Source organism: Flammeovirga aprica JL-4, from assembly GCF_012844305.1.
Taxonomy (GTDB): domain Bacteria; phylum Bacteroidota; class Bacteroidia; order Cytophagales; family Flammeovirgaceae; genus Flammeovirga; species Flammeovirga aprica.
In genome coordinates this window covers 1-25,804 of the sequence record NZ_JABANE010000004.1, presented here as the reverse complement: position 1 = coordinate 25,804, position 25,804 = coordinate 1, and the positions used below count along the sequence as shown (strand labels likewise).

Genomic DNA, 25,804 nt, shown 5'->3' with positions numbered 1-25,804 from the left:
TAAATGTGTAAACAGTTACATAATAGTCACACTCGTTGTCTGAAATTTTGCTCCCAACTCAACGCTTCTCTGCATTGGTGAGGCATTTCCAATTGTAATCTTCAAGGCTCCTTTCGGATCAACTGCCTTTCCTTTATCGTCAAAAATTTGTCTTGCTTCTTGCGTAATTCTAAACGTCACTTCTTTTGATTCACCCGGCTTCAAACGCACTCTCTCAAATCCTTTTAAAGAAGAGTTCGGTGCATTAAACTTCACTTTATAATCAGATAAATAAAGCTGTACTACTTCTTCTGCTTCAAACTGACCTGAATTTGTAATTGTCACTTTTGCTACTAAATCCTCTTTTGCTTTTAGTTTTTCCTTGGCGAAAGTGATAGGGCTGTAATTGAATTCAGAATAAGAAAGACCAAAACCAAATGGGTACATAGGATCAACGTCCATATACCTGTACGTTCTTCCTTCCATAGTATAATCTTCATAGGCCGGTAATTGATCTACGGATTTAGGGAATGTAATCGGTAATTTTCCTGAGGGAGAAGCATTGCCGAAAATAATATCACCAATGGCATCACCGCCTTCCTGACCAGGGTACCAAGCAAAAAGAATCACATCTGCAATCTCCGCAATCTCCGTTAAGTTTACAGGACTACCTGCTGTAAGCACTACAATCAAAGGGTTTTTAGATTTAGAACGGATCTTCTTCAAGTAAGCAATCTGATTAGCAGGTAGATTCAAATCATTTTTATCACCCTTAGATGCTGACGCAATTGCTTCACCTTCTTCTCCTTCAATCAAACCAGAAATACCCATTACAGCAATACATGCATCAGCAGCGGCAGCTTCACCTGTAGACCAGTCGATAGGGTTGCGGTTTTCTCTATCCAGCATAATTCCTTGCTTATAATTGATACTTGTACCCAAGCTCACTTTACTCACAATACCTTCCAAAATATTTGTCATATGACCACTTACACCAAAGTAATTACCCAAAAGCACTTCTGAGTTGTTGGCATTAGGCCCCACCACATAAAGCGTTCTGATATCTTTTTTCAATGGAAGTACATTATTATCATTTTTCAATAACACCACTGATTTCAATGCGGCATCATACGCTAGTTTTCTATGCGTAGCACACTCTACAGTATCACCGCTCACTTTATTGAAAGGATTGATTTCAGCAGGATCAAGCAAGCCTAATTTAATACGCGTCTCCAGTAAGTTTCTCAAGCGGGCATCCACTTCTTTCTCTGTGATCAAACCTTGGTTCACCGCCGCAACAATGCTTCCTTTATATACCTTTCCACAATTCAAATCAGTTCCCGCCTTGATTGCCGCTGCAGTTGCCGCTTCTGCTGTCGGGTAAACCTTGTGATGAGCATAAAAATCTTGAATCGCTCCACAGTCCGAAACTACATGACCATCAAATCCCCATTCATTTCTAAGAATCTCTTCCAGTAACAAATCACTGCCACAAGCCGGTTCGCCAAAAACACGGTTGTAAGCCCCCATCACAGCTTCTACTTTACCTTCTTTTACCAACGTCTTAAACGCCGGAAGGTATGTCTCTCTAAAATCTCTCATGCTTGGCACCGCATCAAAAACATGTCGGTCTTCCTCTGGTCCTGAGTGTACCGCATAATGTTTTGCACATGCCGCCGCCTGAATATATTTTTCATGATCACCTTGCAAACCTTTCACAAAATGCAATCCCATTTGTCCTGATAAATAAGGGTCCTCACCATACGTCTCTTGTCCACGACCCCAACGCGGATCACGGAAAATATTCACGTTCGGAGACCAAAACGTCAACCCTGCATAACGAGAACTATTATTCATTTCTTGAGCCACCAAAAATTTCGCTCTCGCTTCAGCTCCAATTGCCGTTGCTATATCCTGAATCAATGCTTTATCAAAGCTCGCTGCCATACCAATTGCCTGAGGGAAAACAGTAGCTCTACCATTTCTCGCCACACCATGCAGCGCCTCATTCCACCAGCTATATTTAGGAATTTGTAATCTCGGAATTCCCTCACTAATATCCACCATCTGCGAGGCTTTTTCCTCCAAAGTCATCGCCTTCAAAAGCGCATCAATTCTCTCGTCCGTATCTCTATAAGGATCTAACCAAATAAACTCCTCCTGTGCTTTGGCTTCGTAGGTGAGTGTACATAAAAGTAGGCACCCTAAAGCGTATAAGTATTTCTTCATTTCATTCCTAATTTAAAAAGTTGTTGTTGCTATGGTCTCAAAAATACTAGATTGCCGACGTGGACAGGGTGTATATTTCACGTAAATAAAGGGGGGAGATTTGTTGTTGAGTAAAAGTCCATTGAGAAGGATGGAAAAAGATGCAAGTGTGGAAGGGGGGATTGGGGGGCTTAGAACGATAATTTAGAGGGAGGAAGGGTGTAGTTTTAAGTTTGAAGGTTAATAAAAGAGACTTTTGTGAAGAGCTGTGTGATTAAATAAGAACGAGATGAAGTACTTATTTTACTTCTGAGTCTACCTCCAAAAAATGACTTTTTACCTATGCAAATACAAAAAAGCAGGAGATCTAAAACCTCCTGCTTTACCAATAATTACCTGTTTATTAAACTATATAAGAAGCACACTATTTCTATATGATTTACTTTGAAGCTTTTTTCAATAAAGCCTGATTTTCTTTATCAATACGAGCTTTTTGTTTCTTATTCAGACCTTGAGAGAAGTACACTTTTGGTTTGAAGTATACTTGTGTTTGCTTCATTACAGGGTCATGAACATCTAAGCTCAGGTCACAATCAAAACGAGCGATGATGGCGTGGTTTTCTTTCCAAGTTGTGACGTTTGTGAAGTGTGAAATACCCCATGTGATACCGCGTCCGTTGCCATTGCTGTTAAAGGCATCTGGAACATATGGACCGGCCGCAGTTGGCATTAATGATACCACAGAAGCGATATCGAAGTTTACACCATCTTCAGCGTATTGGATTGTGAAATGTTCTGTACCATCCTTAATGACTAAAGCCGCCATACCTTCTTTGAATGGGAATAATGTAGTTTCGTGTCCTGATGTGATAACAGGGTTCAGCGGGTGCTTTTCGAATGGTCCTAGTGGATCATCTGCAATTGCTAAACCTTGCATGCGTACTAGATTAGGATCTCCGTCGAAATCAGATTTGTAGTACAAATAAATTTTATCTTTGTACACAATTGGGTAGGGATCGTGGATAGAGTATTGATCCCATTCGCCTTCTTTTCCGTTTGGAATCACGATTTTGTTTGCAGGAGTCCAAGGTCCGTCAGGAGAGTCTGCATAGGATACTGCTACAGGGCAGTCGTCGCCACGCTTTCCACTAGCTTGCATAAATCCTTGGTAGTATAAATAGTACTTACCTTTCCACTTTAAGATGTCAGTGGTAGTCACTGATCTCCATCCTACGTTTGGTTTTGGAGGGCGAGGTACTGCAACACCCTTTTCTTCCCAAGTGAAGCCATCCTTACTTGTAGCGTACCAAATTTCTGATAAATCCCAGTCTCTCGAAGGAATCGTATCATTACATAAGTCAGGCCCCTTGGGTGGAGTAGGGGTATCTCTTTTCGTATACCAAACATAGTATTGACCATTTTCGAAGATGACTTTTGAAGGGTCTCTTCTGGAAATAGTACCATCATGTCCATTATAATCAAACCCTTTCAGTTCAGTGTACTTGAATTGCGTATACAGTTCATTTTCCTCTGGACGTGCGGCAGGGTAAGAGTAGTTTCTTTCCATAGCTCTGCTAAGCTGTCTGTCAGTAGGCTTTTCTTTCGGTAGAATAAAAGGGAAAGCCGAATCATTTTTTACTTCTTTTTTATCAAAAGTAGGCTGACATGCACTCCCTCCAATCATCATGAGAAGAAGGACATACTGCATTAATTTGTTGTTTGTTTTCATTTCAATATATAGCGATTAATTATTTACAATATTTTGAGTTAAGAGTTAAGTTCATCTTCATATCATAATGCTTAAGGCATTTGTTAAACAAGTAAGATGAGGTTAAAGGACCACAATACGAACCACCTTAACTCTTCATACTTAACTCTTAACTCATAACTTAAATCTAGTTTTCAAGCGGTTTATCGTTCTCTTTCATCACCTTCGACCAATCTCTGATCTTTGCATTAGGAACAACGGCACCGATGATGTTTCCTTTGATCGGGTTACCGAAGAAGTCTGTTGTTACTTCCAAACCACCGAAGTAGATGCCTTTCTCTGTTTTATCTGATTTTAATTTTTCAATCTTCTCACCAGCGGAAATAAGAACGGTATTTTTAGGAACAAAATCAGAAGGGTTTGAACCTTTTTCATTCTCGAAATCAGGGTTGCCACCCATTGCTTTTTCGTCCCAGTATCCTTCCGCTAGTGCATTTTTTACTTTAGAATATTTATCTGTACCCTTTTCATTATAAAGCTGATAGATATTGTTTCTCATATTCAGCTCCATTTTTGCAAGTTCTTCTGCATTCATAGGACGCGCCTTTGCTGCTACAGAACCATCAAAACCTTTTTCAGGTTTAGCGTTTGGTTTTGGTTCATTTGAAATTTTAAAATCGAATGCTGCATCATAAGCTGCATCGTCTTTCCAGCGGTGCATTGACCAGCCTTTATTTGCTTTTTCTTCCATCCAGAAAATATTATTCATCATCACAAGACCTTCGTTTGATGTGGAGATATTGAATACATTCGGGTTTTTGTAAGGAGCATTTCCTTCTTTAGTATTGATGATTGTATTATTGTAGATGTAAGTTTGGTAAGGACCTTCATATTGTTTTTTATGATTGTGTCCATTTACCGTAACGATAGCGCCAGGAGTTCCTACCTTACCCCAGAATGCCTGAGCAGGGTCTTTCATATTTCTCCATCCATCGTTTACACTGATATTGAAACGGTAAGAACAGTTGTAGTTCAGCCCAAGAATTTCAATAAATCCACCTGCATTATAACGGCTTAAGTTGTTTTGAAGCACTACATTTTTACAGTTGAAATCAATATGAGCACCACAGCAGTCCGCAATTCCTTGTGCACCTTCGAAAACGTTGTATTCGAAAAGGAAATTTTGAAGACCCCAAGTCCACATACCACTCCCACGACCCCATTTACGTTTGTCGTTTCTATTTCCAGATTCTGTAATTCTGCTGTATTTTAAGTGGCTGTTGTTGCACCTGTTGAACTGCATTCCTGGTCCACCTGCTTGGTATACAGTACAGAACTCAATATGAACATTGTTGACATTACGAGGAGCAGAACCGTCAATTTTACCGCTTCCTTTAAAACGGATTCCCATTTGACTAATGTTTTCTACCGTTACATGTTTTACAGTGACGTTGTTGATACCTTTGCCTTTTCTCAAAACTTGACCAAAGACACCCCAGCCCCAGCCAGCACCATCGTTCATATTCCACTGACGGCAAGCACGAGAAGTTTCCGCACTGTTCAACAAGAATACATCATAAATATCCACGTTGTAAACAGTGAAATCTTCCATTAAACTGTGAGGGTGAGTTTCATCTGATTGAATACGGATGGCATAACGTTGATCTTTCTTCTGATCCTGAGGACGTTTCATCGGTTTTGCATTACTAGGTCCGCCGTCACCTGTTATTTTAAGATCAGTGATGATTACATTCGACGTATTTTGGACCATAATTCCGGCAGGGTAGCCTTTAAAGTCAATCGTCGCCTTTCCTTTTCCGTAACTACCAATATGTATTTTTTCAGTTGCCTTTTTTTTCTTATTAAGGTTCAATAATTCAATTGTACCAAAGTGTGTCTGATTTCCTTTCAATAATACTTGATCACCAAAAGTCAATTTCATTGTTCCAAGCTTTTCTAATGATTTGATGGCTTTCTTAGCGGATAAACCATCATTTTTATCCTTTCCATTTTTAGCATCCACATAAATCGTTCTATTAAAAGTGATAGACGATTTGTATTTGATACTGTTGTTTGTTGTAGGTTTTTCAAATACAAAACCATTAGGTGCTACCGGAATATCTTCAATAATAGGAGCATTAGCGGCATCTTTCAATGCACTTTCCAACTGCACCTGAGCAAAGAGGCTCAAAGGCAATAGGTAGAGTAATAATGACAGTTTAAGGAAACGATTTTTCATATTTTTGTTTATTAAATTTAGTAGTTGATTATAATTGAGGGGCGTCATGTTCAGTATCAAAATTGTCGTACTTCGGAAGAATTTCCTCCAGCATTTCTTTTTCTTTTCGATGTGCTTCTGAAACTTTACTCCAATCTGTAATCACAGGAAAACTGATTAAGTCAGCAGGTTTTTTAGAGACATCAAAATATTTTCCATGCCCGTCAATCAATACATTTTTACCTCTGATTAGTTGTTTGTCTTTATGATAAGAATAGATCCATTCTCTATGTTCCTTATTTCCAGTAGTCAGATAAGGAAGTAGACTTTTACCATTGATTTCATATTCCTTAGGGATACTTACTCCAGCTATTTCAGCAATAGTAGGAAGAATATCGGAGATATTTACTAAGATGTCTTGCTCTCCTTTTTTATTGAAATGAAGGCCAGGAGCATAAATTACCAATGGAACATGAACACCTTTCTGCGATACAAAACTTCCTTTTCCGTACTTGCTTGTACCGTTGTCGGCACAGAAAATAAGGATAGTGTTGTTTTCTTCACCCAATTCTTTGAGCTTGTTCATGTATTGCCAAACTTGATAGTCTAGATAATTGACATGATGGTGAATACCCCCTTCAGTTACTGTGTTGTGTGTATCGTAAACTCCTTTATCACCCGTGACTTTTGGTTGCGTACGAGTATATTTTCCATTTTCCCATTTGATTTTTGGTGTACCAGGCCATTTCTCTCTGGTTTTAGGGTTTGTATCTCTGCTGAAGAAATTCCATCCATCATGTCCTAAATGACTGGTGTGGTAGATGAAGAAAGGTTGATCTTCTTTCTTTTTTCTTTCCATAAATTCCATGATGTATTCCATCTCTACATCCGGACCGTAAGTATGCAACCCATATTCCTTTTTAGCTTCTTTTGTATTAGGCCACCATTCAAATTTATTTTGAGCGTCAGGATGGTTCATCAATTGGACATGGGGTTGCCAATACCATCCATCTTGAGCATAATATTTTACTACTTGATCTGTATCAACATTGACCAACACGCGCTTTCCGTCTACTTTTTTAGCTTTGATTTTAAAGTCGCTGTAAGGGTAAAGGTTTTTACGGTTGCGTACTTCACCTGGCGTAAATACACCTTCATCAAAACCAAATTGATCCACTCCGCTCATCTGTGTTTTTCCTGCCCAATACGTGGCATACCCACCTTCTTTTGCGATATGACCAATGGTTTTTGGAGAGCTTTTATACAAAGGCCATGTCACTTTATTCCCCTGAGGATTTACCCATGTGCCTCTGTCTTTCAGGTGCCACCATTTATGAATATGAGCATAGCGTCCTGTCATCATCATGGCTCTGCTTGGTGAACAAATAGTAGTGGCCCAAGCTGTTTTAATATAAACGCCCTCTTTTGCCAATTGATCTAGCACAGGTGTTTTTGCTCTGAACTTTTGATCAGAAGTAGTTCCTCCTTGAGGAGCCGGGCTCCATTTTGTAGAGCCATAAATAGGGAGCTCCCGAGCACTGATGTCATCGGCAAAAATGACAATGATGTTCGGCTTCTTCTGAGCATAAATCACCGTATTCAGACACAGTCCCAAGGTGAGATAGAGTAATAGTAATTTCATTTAATTCATACTTTTAATAAGTCGTCACATTATATACTTTCCAAAAGTTAGAAATGAATAACTTTACAATAAGGAGTTTTGTCTCTATTTAGGGGGGAGATATGAGATGTATGTATAATACACGCCATATTTGTCACCTTTCTCCACAAAATCATTGACCAGAAGCGTCTTTCCTTTTTCCAGATAGACCGTAAAATCTACTTCTTCCATTTCGGGTTTTACCACCTTTTCATGGATCTGATTACCGATTTTGATGCGTGCTAACTCCGGTTTTATCGCTTTATATTCGAATGTATGCTTAGGATGCAAAGCCGGTTTCCCATGCATAGGTCCAGCCCATTCTTTCGGCCATCTTCTACAGCTGATCTTATACATTCCTTCCTTTATCACTTCCAAAGCATGCGTGTTGTTTTTGTTCTTCAAACCTGAAGCTACCTGTTCACATTTCCATATTCCTTTGTCTTCACCAATAGCATGTTGAATTGTCAATGTGACTTCATTTTGAATATCACTCCCAATGATGGTTGAAGGCATTTCCGAAAACGTTTTTTCCTTTTTTATTTTCTGATAAAACACCTCATTATCTGCCAGAAGCTGAGCGATGATGGTTGGGTGTTGATTCGCAAGGTTTGTTTTTTGAAGAGGGTCTTTCTTAATGTCGTAAAGTTGCTTACCATTAATTAATCGCCAATCCTTCTGCAACACACAAGTACCCTCTACAGCGGTTGGAGGTCGCCAGTCTTGTCTGTGATGCACAAAAACAGAACGCTCCACTTCTTGCTTTTCCTTTAATACTGGAGAAAGATCGACACCATCTAACATCAAACTATCGGCCAACGGAATCTCACATAATTGTGCTAAAGTTGGAAATAAATCTACATGTGCTGCTAAAGTTGGAATATCTTTCCCTCCTTTGATACCAGCACCTGCCCAACGCATAAAGAAAGGAACTCGATGCCCTCCTTCAAGTTTTGCCCCTTTAATGCCTCTTAGATTGTAATTGTAGCCCTTCTTCCCGTCAGGACTATATCCAAAACGAGTTCCATTATCACTCATATAGATAATGATCGTATTTTCCTCTAGTTTTTTCTTTTTGAGGAATTTCTGAAAACGACCGAAGTTCTCATCAATATTCGCAATCATACCATACAGGTTAGCATCAATGATTTCGTTGTTCTCCTCGTATTGCTTATAAGGTTTTGCATATTCTTCCGCCACGATTAATGGATCATGAGGAGCATTTAACGGTAAGTAGATAAAGAAAGGTTCATCTTGATTTTGCTCTATAAACTTCATCGTTTCATCAAACCACACATCTGTACAGTACCCTTCAAACTGCTGGGGTTCATTGTTGACATAATAAACGTCGTCAAAGTAAGTATTTCCCCAGTGATCAGAAAGCTCTCCAATACCGCCAGCATGATGTTGTACCACATAGTCAAACCCTTTATCAGTAGGCCTAACAGGATAATTGTCACCCAAGTGCCATTTACCAAAAAGAGCGGTTTTATAACCTGCCGATTGAAATACTTCGGCTATAGTTGTTGTATTTTTTGATAATGCGTCTCTTCCTTTATAAGTAGCCCATGCTCCGTTGTGAATGGGGTATTGTCCAGTCATAATTGCTGCACGGGTGGGGGTGCAGAGTGGACTTACATGGAAGTCTGTAAAGCGTACTGAAGAAGCATAAAATTTATCAATATTGGGTGTTTTTAGCCAAGGATTACCATGACAGCCTAAATCTCCAATGCCTTGGTCATCGGTAAGTATTAAAATAACATTCGGTGTCTTTTCCGATTGTGAAAAAGCGATAAGAGGAATAAATATTATTCCCCCTATCGTTACAATTAATGAATGAATTATAGGTATCATCTACTTATTAAGCTTTTGATTCTGAATAGTGGTGGATGAGAAAAATTCCTTACGGCCTTCTCTGAGTTCTAAAGGTTCACCTTTGATATTTACCGAAGCACTCAAGCGAATATCCGTAGAAGAAGCACCAATTTTGAATGCATAATTTCCACCTTCTACTATCCATTTATTATTTTTATACTGTGCCAATACCTGTGGTGACACTTTGAATGTAATTTCTTTCGTTTCTCCTTTTTTTAGCTTTACTTTTTGGAAACCTTTCAATTGAATCGGCTTCATTGTTGTGTTTTTATCCAAAGGAGAGATATAAAGTTGAACGACCTCAGCTCCATCCGTTTTACCTGTATTTGTGATCGAACAAGAAACTTCAATCGCTTTATCTGTCAATTGAGCCTCTTTTGATAATTGAATATTGTTGTATTGATAAGAAGTATAGCTTAAACCATAACCGAAAGGGTATTGAGGCTGATCATCTGCGTCATATCCCATTTTATAATCAATCTCCTTTTTCTCCTGCGTTCTAGGATAAGTCACACAAAGCTTTCCTGAAGGATTGGCATTACCTAATAAAATATCTGCCACAGCATTACCGCCTTCTTCACCGGGGAACCAAGCATTTACAATAGCAGTACAATCTTTTTCAATATCAGCAATCACTTGTTGTCTTCCTCCAAAAAGTACTAGTACTACAGGTTTTCCCGTAGCAATCAATTGCTTTACAAATTCCTCTTGCTGTCCCGGTAGACCGATGCCTTTTCTCCATCTTCCTTCACCATTCAAGTAAATGTTCTCCCCCATAGCAGCGATAATCACATCGCTTTCCTTCGCAATTTTCATTGCTCTTTTTAAATCAGGTTGAGGAAGGTCTTGCACAGAAATCATTTTCAGCTTGCTCAATCGGTCATCCCCAAAACCATCTTTATCAATGGTCGCTTCCAAAGCTGCACTCCAGTCACAACCTCTTTCATGCTGAATTTTTACCTTTCTACCCACTTTGCTTTCCAGTCCTTCTTTCAAAGTGACTAACTTCGGATTCAATTCATCAAACTTGGCACTTTTCCAGAAAGCACGCATCGCTTGATAAGTATAGTCACCCAAAAGGCAATGTACTGTAGAGGCGTTAGGACCTACTAAAGCAATTTTACGAGTAGATTTTTTTAGTGGTAAAACGCCATCATTTTTTAATAAAACGATAGATTCTACAGCCGACTGATACGCTAATTGTCTGTTGGAAGCAGGATCAAAATCTAAGTCCCCGTCTTTACCAATAGCAGGGTTGTCCACCAACAAACCTAATCGAGCTTTCATCGTCAATGATCTTCTGACTGCTTGATCAATATCGCTTTCCGTCACTAATCCTTTTTTCAATGCATCCTTCAAATAAGGGAAAGTCATAGGTGACGAAAGTTCTATATCCACACCAGCATTCAAGGCCATTGCACCGGCAGTCATTTGGTCTGGAGCTCTTTTGTATTTTTTATAGATCATATTAATGGCGCCATAATCACTCACCACCAATCCATCAAAACCAATTTCTTTACGTAAAATCTGATCCAGCATGGTAGGGCTCATACTGATAGGAAGGGCCTTGTACGTACCATAAGAAGGCATCACACTTTTTGCATTTCCCACTTTAATACACGCTTCATGAGGCATCAAATATTCTTCATACAACTCCTTCACAGAGTTGTTTTTTGTTCCATACCCCGCAAAGTGTTTTACAGTAGCTGCTACACCTGTTTTCAAATCATCACCTTGCAGACCTTGCACAAATGCAACACCCATTCTTGAAGTCAAATAACTGTCTTCACCGTAGCTTTCCTGATGTCTGTTCCAGTGGGCTGTTCTACTAATATCAATCATAGGAGACAATGCAAAAGAAGCCCCCACTTCTCTCATGCTTTTAGAAATAGCCGAGGTGTTCTGTTGTACCAAATCCGGATTCCAAGAACATCCCATTCCAATTTGCTGAGGGAAAGTAGTGGCTTGGTAGGTCGCGAAACCAGTGATAGCTTCCTCATGAAAAATGGCAGGAATTTTCAAACGCGTTTCCGTCATCAGATAATTTTGCACCTCTCTCACCAAATCCCTTAATTCCTCTGGCGGTAATTCCTGTCCCGATGAAAACTGACAAAAATGCCCAATCCCATGCGGTATATGTTCTCTACATTTTTCAAGTGATACCTTACCGTCTACCATTATATCACGCAGACGAGTTCCTTCTATTTGAGCGATTTTTTCATCCAAAGTCATCGTAGCCATCAAACTTTCTACTTGTTGGTCTATAGCTTTAGTTGAAAATGAAGTTTGTCCCATTACACTTTGCATAAGCAAAAGTGCAGTTATTAATAAGTAATATCTTTTCATCATTCCTTTTCTTTTCTCCAAAATTATTTGAAAGCGGTGGTTTACTTAGAAATAAATTGAGCAGAAAAAGAGGGGGGAAATTTATAAAAGGGAGAATGTGTGGATTTGCACCATTAGGCAGTGTGTATTGATTTAGCACGAGGACATTTTAAAAAATGAAGAGTGAAGAATGAAGGATGAAGAAAAATGGTTCGTAAAATGGTTTTTTCTGGTAGTTTGGTGGATTTTGTGATATGACATCCTAACAGTCTGCTTTCAATTTTGGGTACAATATTTTTTATGATCTACTGTAGGGATGTTGCATTGCAACGTCCACCAAACCACAACAAGAACCATTTTTTTGAACATTCGTTTAGATGTTTTAGTATCGTTTAAGAATGCTTTTTCTCTTAATGAAAGAAATTCAACTAACTTGTATTCCATAGCAACTATTCTTTTTAAACACTTATTCTATCAATCTATGCGAACATATCAATCTGTAGTTTTTTTGTTAAGCCTTGTATTTTTTAGCTGTGATTTTGACAGGCATAGTATTCCTAATCGAAAGCAAAATAACGGGGTCGTGAGGATGAAAAATTATGCAATTTTAGAAGAATCTTATTTTTCAAAATTTGATACAACGCGTGAAGAACTTCTAACCATTACCTACAATGGTGCTGAAGCATCGGTAGTAACTTTTAACTATGAATTTTTCCCGAATCGTTATATACAACATACATTAGATCAGTCTAAAAATACATTTAATAAAGTTTTGATAGAATACTCAGACCCTATTGATACAATTGATTATACATTTGATAGTGAAAGGGTTTATCAGATTGATGGCGAGAAGATTGTTGTAAAAAAGTTTAATTGGATTAGAGAAAAATATTATTCATGCTGTTTTGATTGTAAGGATACTTTATCAACAATTTATGTCAATGAAGACCTTGGTGTGTTACAGGAGTATTCCCGAAATTATAGTACTACCAGTGTTTTAGTAGAAAGTAATAAGACAAATAATCTTTCTCAACTATTTAATGCCATTAAAAAGGATAAAGCTTTTTATCCAGATGAAAAAGAAATTGCACTTAGAAAAGAACAAGAAATGGTAAAAGCCCTTCGAGCGATTGAGGTGGATGATTTAGAAGAAGACATTGATATAGAAATACCAATAGAAATCCCAGAAGAATTTTTAGAGTAAGAAAAAAGCTCCCCAATACATTGAGGAGCTTTCCATTAGTTGAATTATTATTAATTATTAAAAAATGTTGCCTAAGTTTTATTTCTTCATCACTTTCACTACTTCCACAGCATCTTCAGATTGTACACTGATAAAATAGATACCGAAGTTGTAAGTTGAAAGATCGATTGTATTATTTCCTTTTAATAATGTTACTGTCTGAAGTACCTGACCGTTTGAGTTCATCACCTGAGCAGTAGCATTTTGAGTAACCTCTACATTAATGTTTGATGTAGTAGGGTTAGGATATACATTTAATGTGATTGCCGATGATGGATCTACTGAAGTTGGTTCTTCTACAGGGTTTACTGTGATCACTACTTCATCTGTTACTTCTTGACCAAATTCATCAGAAACAGTCAATGTAAATGTAATTGCAGTAGCTTCTTCTACACTAGGAGCAGTGAATGAAGCCGTAGCTTTGTCAGCGTTAGTAATCACAATTGAAGCATCACTTGAAGTCCAAGCGTAAGTCACATTATCAGATGAATTAGAACCATTTAATGTCACTGCATCACCTTCATTTACTGTTTGATCATCACCTGCATTAGCAGAAATTTCAGGGTAAACAGTGATCATTACCTGATCTGTGGCTGTTTGATTATGAGTATCAGTAATTGTTAAAGTAAATGTGATATCAGTTGTAACTGTTACTTCTGGAGCAGTGAATGAAGCTGTAGCTTTGTCAGCATCTGTGATGATCACCGCTTCATTGTTTGAAGTCCAAGCGTACGTCACATTAGCAGAAGAATTAGAACCATCTAAGTTCACTGAAGTGCCTTCCATTACTGTTTGATCATCACCTGCATTGGCAATAATCTGAGGATAAACAGTTACCACTACATCATCTGTTTTAACTTGATTGTTTTGACCAGAAACTGTTAATGTGAAAGTGATTTCTGTAGCAAGCGTTACTTCAGGAGCAACAAATGTTGCAGTAGCTTTATCCGCATCAGTGATTGTAATATTATCATTAGTAGTTGACCAAGCGTATGTAACATCTGAAGATGACATAGAACCGTCTAAAGTCACGGTTGAAGTAGACATAGCTGATTGATCATCGCCAGCATTGGCCATAATTTCAGGGTAAACCGTAATGATTACATCAGAAGTTGCACTGTAGTTTTCATCGTAAGTAACCTTTAGAGTGAAAGTGAAATCAGTGGCTACATCTACAGCAGGTGCAGTGAATGAAGCGGCTACTTGATCAGCATTTGTAATTACAATATTATCATCACTAGCAGTCCAAGCGTAAGTAACATTTTCAGCCGTTGACTTTGAACCATCTAAATTAACTGAAGCGTTTTCGATCACACTTTGATTCTCTCCTGCATCTGCTATTATCACTGGGTAAACCGTTACTTTTACAACATTAGTATCTTCTTTTCCTTCATAACTAACTTTCAATGTAAATTCATACTCTGTTTTCATAGTTACAGTAGGAGCTGTAAATGTAGGCATCGAAGCAGTTGCATCAGAAAGTGTGATGCCCTCAGGTGCAGTCCAAGCATAAGTAACGCTACTTGGAGTAGAAGCAGAACCATCTAAAGTTACTACTTCACCAGATTCTGCAGTTTGATCCTCACCAGCCATAGCTTTAGTGATTGGCAATACAGTAATCACTACCTCATCCATTACGTCCATTCCTTTATAACTCGCTTTTACAGTGAAAGTGAAATCTGTTTTTTCATCCACTAAAGGAGCAGTGAATTTTGGTTGAGCACTTGTCGCGTCATCAAGTGTAATATCATGCGTGTTGCTCCATTCTAATGTAACATTTGCAGGCAATGAAGCTGATGCATCTAAAGTTACTTCTTGATTCGCTTCGATTGTCTGATCATCACCAGCACTTGCTACTGCATTAGGAAGTGCAGTGATTACCACTTCGCTTGTTTCAGTTCTGATTGCCTTTGTAGCACTTAAAGTAAATGTATATTGTGTGTCTTCCGTTACTGCTGGAACTACAAAAGAAGCCTCTTTAGCATCAGGGTTAGTAATGGTTAAACCTTCTTTCGAAGTCCACATTAATGCCAATACATCACTAGTTGAGAAAGAGCCCATTAAATTAGCAGTTGCACCTGTTCTCACCTCTATATTTTCACCAGCACTCAACATAATATCAGCATCATACTCCACAATACTCATATCATCTAAATAAATTTCGTCTTCAGGTAGAGATGTTTCATCAAGGCCTATTCCGTTTCTTGGTGAAGGGAAGATATTTAACTTTGAAAGTACTTCATCACCAATACCATCATTAGGGTCTGATGTAAATTCTGGAGTGATTTCTATAATTTTTTCAAACTCAATCCACTCATTCAATGTCAATTCTTTACCCCAAGTTACTGTAGGTCTTGTTAAACCAAGTTTGGCTCCGTCATACCATTGATCTTGAGGCATAATACGAAGATTGATCACGTTCATACTCATTGCAACGGCCTTAACTTTACCTTTAAGCACATACTTACGTCCAATGATTAATGGTTTTTGTAAGTTGTTCTTAATTTCAGTTGGAGCATCATGGTAACCGCCAATTTGTGTCGCTTTAGTGAATATTTTAATACTTTTTGATCCCTCTGATGTTTCAGGAACATCATCAGAAGTAGCGTAAACATCTTGAAGTCCAGTCCACCCTTCAGTTAGAGCATTTTCAAAAGAACCATTTTTTATTAATTCAGGACCATAAAAAATTGCTCCTTTTACTGTAATAACTACTGTTCCTTCTGTTTCTAATTCTCCATCACTTACTTTTAGTTTGAAAGTGTAGTCTGTTGGACCGTCAACAGCAGGAGCTGTAAAAGTTCTAATTTGATCAACGTCGGCTTCAGTTGCTTCAAGCGTAATTGCAGGATCTACTGATTCCCATGTATAGGTAAGAGCATCTCCGTTCGGGTCAGTTGAAAAAGAACCATCTAATGTAACTAAATCACCAGAAGCAACTACTCTATCAGCACCAGTATCTGCTACAGGGGCCTTATTATCTTTGTCTAATGTGATTTCAAAAGTTTCATCTTTAGTAACTGTAATGTTACTTGTTTTATCAATGAATAAGTCTTTTGAAGTCGTATAGCTATATTGTTTTGCTAATATTTTTCCTAATGTCACAATGCCGTCAGCACCTGAAGTTAAAGTGACATTGAATAAATCACCATCAGTTACAGTCACTGATACACCTTCAATTGCAGCACCACCTTCTTTTAAGAATTTCAATGCAACATTATAAGACATTTCATCATCTCTTAAGAAGACAACATAGGCCATTTCCTCACCTTCTGTATTGACAGTACCACTGTTTGTTTGGTAGTTTGTTTTAGTGACTTCATAGTCATATACACCTGGGAAGAATAAGTTGTCAATTTTACCTTCCGCGTTAGTTGTGTAAGGTGTACCATCAATGGTTACTGTTGCACCTTCAATTGGTGTAGTGTTGTCAGAGGCGATAACTTGAAGAGGTAGTTTTGCAAATGTTGTCAATCCATCAAAAGCACTGCTTGAGAAACCTTGTAATACTGCAAAAGAATTTTCTTTCATTACCCATTTTCCTGAACCATCAGTAAAATCAAATCCAGTATATGTAGCTTGTTCAGTTAATTCAAGAGGTGTTTTTTTAGCAGCAGTACTATACTTTGGATCTTTTTCGAGAATTGTAAATATATTTTTCACATAATCAGTACTGACAATAAACTTCTGACCATTCGTGCCATCATTACCACCAAAGTCTGACTCTCCTTCTGTTTGTTTGTTGTAATTTTCACTGATACCATAGCTTCCATAAAAAACAAGGTTTTCAAAAAGACAAGTTTCTGTGATGTTGTCGATGTCGCCAAAAATAGCTCCATTTTTCTTATATCTCGCTCTAATTTCAACAGATGAGAAACAGTTCTTAACTATAGTTCCCCAGTTAGGTTTACCCATGATACTGCCTACTTTTGATTCACCTTCAATTGAACCGCCAATAACGAAACAGTTTTCAAGAGTTGTTTGAGAACCATTACCGACAAATGGACCCACTCTTTCAGCAAGGGCATTGATATAAGGATTGACCAGACCTAAGTTAGTAATTTTTGCATTATGTGTACTTCCAAAAAGTCCAAGACCAATATGTTTTACATTTTCACGAACCCCACTAATATAAAGGTTACGGATGACGTGATAATCACCATCAATTTTTCCTTGGAATTGATTTTTCTTTTCACCTCCATTGTACTCATAACCGATACAGTTCATGCCATCAATACCTGCCATATCAATGTCGGCAGTTAGTTTGAAATAAACATTTGCTGCCCAATGTCCTGCATCAAAGGTAGCATCCAAACTCAAGTCATAAAGGTCTTGTGCTGTACCAATTAAAAAAGGATCTTCCTGTGTACCTGTACCTCCTGAATAGGTAGGTGTTTGTGCGAATAGAGACGTGTTTACAAAAGTGACTAAGCTGATCATAGCCACTATTAGTAGTGTAGAGTAACTTCTTTTCATTTCTCTTAAAAAAATAGTTTAATGTAATAATATCAGTTCGTTGTACTTTTTATTTTTGGATTTACTTCAGACGTAGACTTTATCTTTAAGTAGTTGTAAAAAATATGTTTTGAGTTCGTTTATCATTTTCATTCCAAAAATGTTTTTTCTAGTACAGGATCAATATTAGAGGTTCCTTTTGGAAGGATTGCAAATAAATTTCTCATAAATAGTGGGGGATATTTGCAGTCGTTAACTAAAAGAGCTCATTTTGAAAGTTGATTTCAGTCGAAAAACGTCGTTTTTACGATTATTTGCTTTTGAAAGGTGTGTAAATTAATTAATTGAAGGGGGGGAGATCTTTTTTGGTTTTTTTTGTGGAATAGTGTGAAAAAAATACGTGTTATACTTGCCTATCTTCAAATGAGGAAATGAAAATAAGAACCAGGACAAAAGTAAACTGACATTTTATCTTATATTTTTATCCTACTTTTCGTTAGATTTTTATCGCGTAACTAAGGCTATGCACTGCAAATCTGCCTCGATTAGAATAAAAAATATTAATCTAAAATTATCCGTTTTCTTCTGTCCTAAGTACTAAGGCAAAAATAAATAATAATTAATTCTTCATTATTTTTTGTGAGTACAACGCTAAAAAACGTATGAATAGTGGTTCTATTTAAAGTTTTTTGAAGGCAGTAATCAGAAAAAAAATATGAATTAGTGTTATTTATTTTTGGCTTGGTACTTAGTACTTAAATAATAAGATCAAACATACTTGAGGTAAAGAAATGAGATTTAGTAATTTTTTGTGGCTATTACTTTTGATGCCAATGTCAGTTTGGGCACAGTCCAAAGGGCAGATTGATTTCAATAAAGATTGGAAGTTTTATAAAGGAACTGTAGCAAACGGTGAGCAGAAAACGCTTAATGATGATAAGTGGGCCACTGTCAGAATCCCTCACGATTGGGCTATTGATGGTCCTTTTTCTGATGAGTACAATGCACGAAGTGGCGGTCTTCCGTTTCATGGCGAAGGCTGGTATAGAAAGCATTTCACATTGACCAACACGCAAAAAGACAAACAAGTAGCGATTGAGTTTGAAGGTGTGATGAACAACTCTGAAGTTTGGATCAATGAGCACTATTTAGGCAAAAGACCTTTTGGTTATATCGGTTTTGAATATGACCTAACTCCTTACTTAAATAAAGATGGAGAGAATGTAATTGCAGTAAAAGTAGCACCTGAGGATCTTTCATCAAGATGGTATCCTGGAGCCGGAATGTACAGAAAAGTTTGGCTGAATGTCAACAATCCGATTCACATTGCACATTGGGGTACTTTTGTTAAAGCGACCAACGTTTCTTCGAGAGTAGCTACTGTGGAAATGGAAGTTGAAGTTGAAAATCACTTAAAAGTAGATGAGGTTGTCTCTTTAGTACAAAGTGTTATTTCTCCTGAAGGAAAAGTGATCGAAACGTTAGAGACAAAAACGGTAGCGGAAGCTGGTAAAACTATTCATGCTTTCAAATCATTCAATTTACTGAAGCCTCAATTGTGGTCGCAGGAAAATCCAAACCTGTATCACTTGAAAACAGAAATCAAAAACCAGAAAGGAGAGGTGACAGATACATATGTTTCTCGTTTTGGTATCAGAGATATAAAATTCACAGCCAAAGAAGGCTTTTTCTTAAATGGAAAATTGACGAAGTTCTACGGTGTTTGTTTACACCATGACTTAGGCCCTCTTGGTGCGGCAGTAAACAGAAGAGCGACTGAGCGTCAGTTGCAAATCATGAAATCGATGGGTGTGAATGCCATCCGTACTTCACATAACCCTCCAAGTACAGAGTTGTTGGAATTGTGTGATGAGATGGGGTTAGTAGTATTGGATGAAGCCTTTGATGAGTGGAAAATCGCTAAAATTGAAAACGGTTACCATAAAGTTTTTGATGAGTGGCATGAGCGTGACTTAAGAGATATGATCCGCAGAGATAGAAATCACCCTTCTATCATTATGTGGAGTATTGGTAATGAGATCTTGGAGCAAGGTCAAAAAGACGGATGGAAAGTAGCACAACGTTTAGCGGAAATCTGTCACGAGGAAGATCCTTCAAGACCAAGTACTGCCGGTTTCAATAACTATTACGGATCGATCAAAAATAAATTGGCAGATCAAATTGATATTGTTGGTTTCAACTATAAGCCTGCAAAATATAAGGAAGTAGTTGAAGCACATCCAGATTGGATCATCTACGGTTCTGAAACAGAGTCAGTGACAAGTTCAAGAGGTGTTTACCATGATACTTTCTTAGAGAAATACACTAAGTTTTCAGACAATCAGGTAACAAGTTATGATATTGTTGGGCCAGTATGGGCATACCCTCCAGATATGGAATTCAAATTCCAAGCTGAAAACCCTTCTATTATGGGTGAGTTTATGTGGACTGGTTTCGATTACTTCGGTGAGCCAACACCTTACGGTGGTAGAGACAATTCTACAAACGGTTACTGGAACGATGATTGGCCTTCAAAATCTTCTTACTTTGGAGCGGTAGATTTATGTGGTTTCCCTAAAGACCGTTATTATCTTTACCAAAGTCAATGGACAGACACTCCAATGGTTCACTTGCTTCCGCATTGGAATTGGAAAGGTTTTGAAGGAAAAGAAATCCCTGTTTTCGCATATACAAATGCTGAAGAAGTGGAGTTATTCTTAAATGGAAAATCATTAGGTAAGAAAGTAAAAGGAGTAGACAAAGCGATGATCCCTGTAAAATTCAGATTTTATGAAGGACCTAACAACTTTGAGTCACCTTATAGATTACGTTGGGATGTTCCTTACGCAGCAGGAGAGTTAAAAGCAGTGGCTTATACAGATGGTAAAGTGGTAAGCGAAGAAATCATTGCTACTTCAGGAAGAGCAAAAGCAATAGAGTTATCAGCAGACCGTAAAGTGATTTCTTGTAATGATGGTGAAGATTTAGTGTTCGTAACTGCGAAAGCTGTAGATCAAAATGGTAACTTCTGTGCTACTTTCAATGGTGAATTACAATTGGATGTAAAAGGAACAGGTACTTTTGAAGCTTCAGGAAACGGTGATGCTGCTTCATTGATTACCGCTAACAGCAAGAAGTTAAAATTCTTCAATGGTTTGGCTTTAATTATTGCGAGAGCAAATGAAGGTCAGGAAGGAATGATTACTATCTCTGCAAAAGGAAAGAAATTAAAGGCGGCTTCTATCCAAGTAGAGACTAAAAAGACAAAAGAGCCAGAGAGCTTTTTATAGAATGGAGAAAATTTGATGAAGAATGAAGATGTGGATCGTATTGTGGTTCATAAAGTGGTGATTATGGTGGTTCTTGAGACACAAGGCATTGTGGCTCTACGTAGCGATTTCTTTTCAATCTAATGATGTCATTGATTGAAAGAGGATTTTTACAACAACTTAATGAACCACAATCTGAATACATTGTAAACTAAATTATCGTTATTTATTGTACTTAGAAATCAGGAGATTTCTGATGATCTGTAGGACACGAATGATGCTAACGCTTAACATTCGCGCCAGTGGGCTTTCTACCATTTTTAGTTTGGTAGTGCTTCCCCGGCCTTGAAGGGAAAAGCGTTAAGAATTTCATGTATTGAGCCGTTAAAAATGATTTTCCTGTTTGAGCTTTAGCGAGTTTAAAATCATTTAGGCGAGAGGAATGGAATTTAGCTTTTGACTTCTAAGCCTTGAATTTTTTGCTTCGTTTTTGTTTCAAGACAAAAATGAAGAAGAAAGAAGCTTGAAAGTAGAGTATAAAAAGCTTGCAGAAATGTCGATAGAAAGTTGACGATAATTTAGTTTACAAAATGCTGAACCACCTTTTCTTCATTCCTACTTCTTCTCTAAAACATTTTTTTAACTGTTACTTTTATACATCGAAATGAATATGAAATTATCAAAGTGGATTGGTACTACTATAGTAGGTATGAGTCTGCTCTCAACGCAAGGTTTCGCTCAAAATACCATTACAGTGAAACCCACCATCCAACGTTATCTAGGAGAAAACACTAGCAAACTGGACCGCGATAAATATATGCAGGCCCATATTTGGATTGGGGAAAAAGAAGATAAAGAGTTTGAAGCTTTTAAAAGCACCTATAATATCAACCCTGCTTATAAAGGATCAAGAAGATTCTGGAACCCATTGGCTACTGTAAAGCAAGGGAAGAAACCGAAGGTGAAAAATAAATACAAAGGAGTTAGAGATGTGACGCCATTTTCAGTAAGTACGGGCCGTGCTACTAATTTCTTTTATGACAGAAGTGTAGATTACTCTGAAGCAGATGTGGCAGCCTACTCTAAAGAAATGGCGGCTTATATTGCGGAGCGTTATCAGAAAGATTGGCCAGAAATGCCTGCCATCTATGAACCGTTTAATGAGCCTTTTGTACACGCAAAGGATTTGTATCCTGGAAAGGGAAATAAAGCCAAGTCCAATAAAGCGATTATCAAGATTTCTGAAGCGCTGAGAGATATAGGGCAAGCGGTACATGCCATTCCAGAATTGGAAAATATGAAGGTGGCAGGATACGCTTCGGCTTGGCCAGCTTTTGAAGTGAACAATTTTGAAATTTGGGACACACGCTACCGTACTTTTATTGATATTGCCGGTAAAGATATGGACATGCTTTCGGTGCACCTTTATGATGGAAAAGGTCTGAACAATGCTGGAGGCCGAAGATCAGGTTCAAATGCTGAAGCAATTTTGGATATGATAGAGGTTTATAGTTATATCAGTCTTGGTGAAGTGAAACCAATTGCCATTACTGAGTACGGTCGTTTGGTAGATGATCAGCCGGGTTGGACTCCTAAAAACGGAAAATCAAATTATCACCCTATCGAAAACTCACAAGCAGTAAGGTCTCAGATGCACTTAGCGATGGGCTTTATGGAAAGAGGTGATAATTTAGTGTGTGCTATTCCATTTTCAACAGGAAAACAACCTTCTACTAAAAAATATGCAAAAGCAGGTCTTTGGACAGTAGATAAAGACGGTAAGGCGGAATTGACTTCCAGAAAATATTTCTTTGAAGTACTGAAAGATGTAAAAGGTAACCGCGTGCATATCGGTTCTGATAATGTGGATATTCAAACACAAGCCTTTGTAGATGGAAAGCAACTGTATGTGATTTTGAATAACTTAAATGAGGAAACGCAAACACTGAATCTAGCAGTTGAGGAGTTGAAAGGTCTTAAAAAAGTTGAGACAAAAAGAATCAAAACCTACGTCAATAAATTACCACAATTAGTGAAGGATTCCTCTAAAGAAGCCCCTTCAACAATTGATATTGAATATGGTGAAACGATCATTTTGACTTACAATTTCTCTAAAAACCTTCCTACAAAGAAGAAAGAATACAGCACAAAATATTACGCAAGTGAATATTTAAAGCCGATCAAAGCCAACGAGGCAAATACGTTTGATTTCCAAAATGTAACAGCTGACGCAAAAGGAAGTGCGGTATTACGTTTGGGAGTAGGTAGAGCACACGGTAAAAGCCTTCAGCCAGTGGTGACGGTCAACGGTAATAAAGTAACGCTTCCAGAAGATGTTATCAGAGGTTATAATCAGCACAACAGAAAAGAATTCTTTGGTCTGTTGGAAATTCCAGTACCCGCTGAATACCTCAAGTCAGGTGATAATAAAGTGAGTATCACTTTTCCTGATAGCAACGGTAAAATCAGTTCGGCGATACTGAAAGTAATTGGCTATTCGAAGAAAAGCAGTTAATAACCATAATGTTTCTTTCGAAACTTAAGATATGGGATAGAATCTCATCTGTCATAGATTAATAAAATGGTTGATGAGATTCTATCTTTTTATTTTTTTAAGTATCGTTCTTTCTAATAAGATTGATTTTAACTTTTTGAGCGGAAGTGTCAGTTGAGCACTGTCTCATTATTCTTCTGAATTCTTATTTTTCGATTACTTTCTTAAAAACTTTAATTGTTACTATTCATACAATTTTTAGTGTAGTGATCACAGAAAATAATTAAGAATTATCTATTTAACAATTTGGAAATATCTTATTCCACTATTATTCTCTTTATTAGCATCCCATACAACTTTACCATTATAGGTTATTTTCACTAAAACTTTTACATTTTTGTAAGCTTGTATGTTTTCTAAAACGATAGTATCTCTATCATTTTCTGACCATTCTATTATTCCTCTTACAATTAAGTCATCATTTGTTGCACCAAATGACAATGAAATTTTATTTAACCCATCATGATCGTTAATGGAATATCCCATTCGTGGATAATTAGATGATTCATTATTTTCGGTATCTAAACGATACAACCTTATATTATTAGAAGAATTAAGAGTTCCAGGTGTATTTTTATTTAGTAAATCTTCCCCTTTTTCATTAATTAAACTAAAACTATAACCTACATCATCTACAGCACAACAAAATAAATCTTCTTCCGTTTTACAACTACCTGCTACTAGTACAATTAATAATAAAATAAAATTCTTCATAATTATTGAGGTTTAATATTATATATCATTTCCCTTTTGTGATTATATGAATCATCACCAGGATTCCAATTATTAAAAGAATACCATCCATTTAGTAAACGATATTTTTCAGAATCGTTCCAACTCCAGTTCATATGTAAATACAAGTAACTCGCACCTGTATCACAACTAAAAAAGCTCTTATATCCATCACATACCCATGCATGACCCTCATAATATGAACACCAAGATAAAAAAGAGTCTTGATCTTGATATCCCGATAATATTACAGGTTGTTTCAACTTTAACTGCTATTTTACTGTTTCATGATTGAAGGATGCTAAATGAGCACTTTTATAATTAAAAACATTTGCATAACCTGAAGTTGCAGCGCTCATACTTGCACCAGAACCATCACACCCCCAAGTCATACCAACAGCATCGCCTATATCTTTCATTAAAATTGACGTTTCTGTTGAACCTATATTATTTGGCATCGCTTCCCAGTTATAATTATACGGATACTCATGATATTTCATCACCTGAGCCATAGCAGTAGCCACACAACCTGAAGGAGCTTTACCCTGAGTATATGCACAACCTAAATTCGGAGAAAAATCATTGTAACCACCCCACTGCCCCCACTCGGTTGTTAAATAAGGACCAACATAAGTTGACTGATCTTCACAATGATTACCGTCATCAGGATCAATTAGCATTATACTAGCTTGAATTTCAGATTGATCCCATGTTTGTAATATTGTTTCAGTTTGATCTTTATCTAAAGTTCTAATTTCCCCAATCATATAGGACGATTCTGACAACCAACCAATCAAACCATTTGGAAGAGTTTCAGTATCAACAGGAAATTTATCTTTCAAAGAAAATGCTCTGACAGGATTGATCCGGTTATCTGCTGAAATAATAATAAAACCAGAATCTTTATAATTTATTATATACAAAGCAACTTCTCCAGTTTGATCAGGTACTTTTAATATATTTTCTATTTCTTTGTTGATAGTCTTTATTCTACTTGAGCTATGATTTGCTGTATTAAAACCTCCTTCCAAAGGAAAACGAATCTTTGATGCAATACTTATAATTTGATTTTCGGGAACAAAATTGACAGTTGATTTGGCAAAATTTTCATCAGAGAAAATTGTATCATTATCATCTTTTTGACAAGAAGCCACAGTGAGAACTGAAATAAGAAACATCAGTATTCTCAAAAATTTTTATGTGTACATATTTTTTCTTTAGTTAAGTTTTGTAGATTAGTGAATGACGTGTTATTGATTTGCTAGCTTCTCTTTAACTTCATTTAAATATTGCTAACTTATTTCAAAAAAAAAAAAAAACTTCACATTGAATATTGACGTTTGCATATATTAACTACGTTGTAATCAGTAAATAATGTTTCAAACTAAACAGATTAAGATTTAACTTTAATTTCAAAATCACTTCTTTGATTAATTTACACTTTTGTCATTCTTCTTTATGTTCAAAAAAAGAATATGATTATATTGAAAACTGATTAATTTCACTTAAGTACTGAGACAAATTAAAATATAAGCTATATTTATACCCTAATTATGGGTCGTAAAACAAAAGTTATAG

13 protein-coding genes are annotated in these 25,804 nt (G+C 37.1%); 3 read left to right on the top strand and 10 right to left on the bottom strand.

Annotated elements, in window-relative coordinates:
- Window positions 1–15: 15 nt before the first annotated feature.
- From HHU12_RS02100 to HHU12_RS02075, 6 genes are all read right to left on the bottom strand, one after another.
- Entirely contained in the window at window positions 16–2,208 is a 2,193-nt protein-coding gene (locus HHU12_RS02100; RefSeq protein ID WP_169654528.1) for a glycoside hydrolase family 3 C-terminal domain-containing protein, read from the bottom strand.
- A gap of 418 nt (window positions 2,209–2,626) precedes the next feature.
- A complete protein-coding gene (locus HHU12_RS02095; protein WP_240970822.1) occupies window positions 2,627–3,916 on the bottom strand; it encodes a glycoside hydrolase family 117 protein in 1,290 nt (429 codons plus the stop codon).
- 166 nt (window positions 3,917–4,082) lie between these two features.
- Window positions 4,083–6,134 (bottom strand): right-handed parallel beta-helix repeat-containing protein, encoded by a 2,052-nt coding sequence (locus tag HHU12_RS02090; protein ID WP_169654526.1) that lies wholly within the window; start codon window positions 6,132–6,134, stop codon window positions 4,083–4,085.
- Between the two features lie 28 nt (window positions 6,135–6,162).
- Window positions 6,163–7,755: a sulfatase-like hydrolase/transferase gene (locus HHU12_RS02085; protein WP_169654524.1), complete on the bottom strand. Its 1,593-nt coding sequence runs from the start codon at window positions 7,753–7,755 to the stop codon at window positions 6,163–6,165.
- 84 nt (window positions 7,756–7,839) lie between these two features.
- Window positions 7,840–9,627: an arylsulfatase gene (locus tag HHU12_RS02080; protein ID WP_169654522.1), complete on the bottom strand. Its 1,788-nt coding sequence runs from the start codon at window positions 9,625–9,627 to the stop codon at window positions 7,840–7,842.
- Window positions 9,628–12,015 (bottom strand): glycoside hydrolase family 3 N-terminal domain-containing protein, encoded by a 2,388-nt coding sequence (locus HHU12_RS02075; protein ID WP_169654520.1) that lies wholly within the window; start codon window positions 12,013–12,015, stop codon window positions 9,628–9,630.
- 547 nt (window positions 12,016–12,562) lie between these two features.
- On the opposite strand from HHU12_RS02075, the gene HHU12_RS02070 reads away from it, so the two are divergent.
- Window positions 12,563–13,177, top strand: a complete 615-nt coding sequence (locus HHU12_RS02070) for a hypothetical protein (RefSeq protein ID WP_169654518.1) — start codon at window positions 12,563–12,565, stop codon at window positions 13,175–13,177.
- Window positions 13,178–13,255: 78 nt separating this feature from the next.
- Here HHU12_RS02070 and HHU12_RS02065 read toward each other — a convergent pair whose 3' ends face one another.
- Window positions 13,256–17,692: a PKD domain-containing protein gene (locus tag HHU12_RS02065; RefSeq protein WP_169654516.1), complete on the bottom strand. Its 4,437-nt coding sequence runs from the start codon at window positions 17,690–17,692 to the stop codon at window positions 13,256–13,258.
- Window positions 17,693–18,462: 770 nt separating this feature from the next.
- On the opposite strand from HHU12_RS02065, the gene HHU12_RS02060 reads away from it, so the two are divergent.
- Window positions 18,463–20,961, top strand: a complete 2,499-nt coding sequence (locus tag HHU12_RS02060) for a glycoside hydrolase family 2 TIM barrel-domain containing protein (RefSeq protein ID WP_169654514.1) — start codon at window positions 18,463–18,465, stop codon at window positions 20,959–20,961.
- A gap of 649 nt (window positions 20,962–21,610) precedes the next feature.
- Complete coding sequence (locus tag HHU12_RS02055; RefSeq protein ID WP_169654512.1) at window positions 21,611–23,455, top strand: hypothetical protein; 1,845 nt, start codon at window positions 21,611–21,613, stop codon at window positions 23,453–23,455.
- A gap of 273 nt (window positions 23,456–23,728) precedes the next feature.
- Here HHU12_RS02055 and HHU12_RS02050 read toward each other — a convergent pair whose 3' ends face one another.
- The 3 genes from HHU12_RS02050 to HHU12_RS02040 are packed head-to-tail and all read right to left on the bottom strand — an operon-like array spanning window position 23,729 to window position 25,380.
- Window positions 23,729–24,208 carry a hypothetical protein gene (locus HHU12_RS02050; protein WP_169654511.1) on the bottom strand — a complete coding sequence of 160 codons (480 nt, stop codon included), beginning with the start codon at window positions 24,206–24,208 and terminating at the stop codon, window positions 23,729–23,731.
- A 2-nt stretch (window positions 24,209–24,210) separates the two neighbouring features.
- Window positions 24,211–24,489: a C10 family peptidase gene (locus tag HHU12_RS35905; protein ID WP_169654509.1), complete on the bottom strand. Its 279-nt coding sequence runs from the start codon at window positions 24,487–24,489 to the stop codon at window positions 24,211–24,213.
- Between the two features lie 9 nt (window positions 24,490–24,498).
- Entirely contained in the window at window positions 24,499–25,380 is an 882-nt protein-coding gene (locus tag HHU12_RS02040; RefSeq protein ID WP_205959749.1) for a C10 family peptidase, read from the bottom strand.
- Between the last annotated feature and the right edge of the window lie 424 nt (window positions 25,381–25,804).

Bases quoted from the DNA above. Each gene is read 5' to 3' on its own strand.
- HHU12_RS02065 (WP_169654516.1), bottom strand. From the start codon at position 17,692: ATGAAAAGAAGTTACTCTACACTACTAATAGTGGCTATGATCAGCTTA.
- HHU12_RS02050 (WP_169654511.1), bottom strand. From the start codon at position 24,208: ATGAAGAATTTTATTTTATTATTAATTGTACTAGTAGCAGGTAGTTGT.
- HHU12_RS02090 (WP_169654526.1), bottom strand. From the start codon at position 6,134: ATGAAAAATCGTTTCCTTAAACTGTCATTATTACTCTACCTATTGCCT.
- HHU12_RS02070 (WP_169654518.1), top strand. From the start codon at position 12,563: ATGAAAAATTATGCAATTTTAGAAGAATCTTATTTTTCAAAATTTGAT.
- HHU12_RS02080 (WP_169654522.1), bottom strand. From the start codon at position 9,627: ATGATACCTATAATTCATTCATTAATTGTAACGATAGGGGGAATAATA.
- HHU12_RS02085 (WP_169654524.1), bottom strand. From the start codon at position 7,755: ATGAAATTACTATTACTCTATCTCACCTTGGGACTGTGTCTGAATACG.
- HHU12_RS02100 (WP_169654528.1), bottom strand. From the start codon at position 2,208: ATGAAGAAATACTTATACGCTTTAGGGTGCCTACTTTTATGTACACTC.
- HHU12_RS02095 (WP_240970822.1), bottom strand. From the start codon at position 3,916: ATGAAAACAAACAACAAATTAATGCAGTATGTCCTTCTTCTCATGATG.
- HHU12_RS02055 (WP_169654512.1), top strand. From the start codon at position 21,611: ATGAAATTATCAAAGTGGATTGGTACTACTATAGTAGGTATGAGTCTG.
- HHU12_RS02060 (WP_169654514.1), top strand. From the start codon at position 18,463: ATGAGATTTAGTAATTTTTTGTGGCTATTACTTTTGATGCCAATGTCA.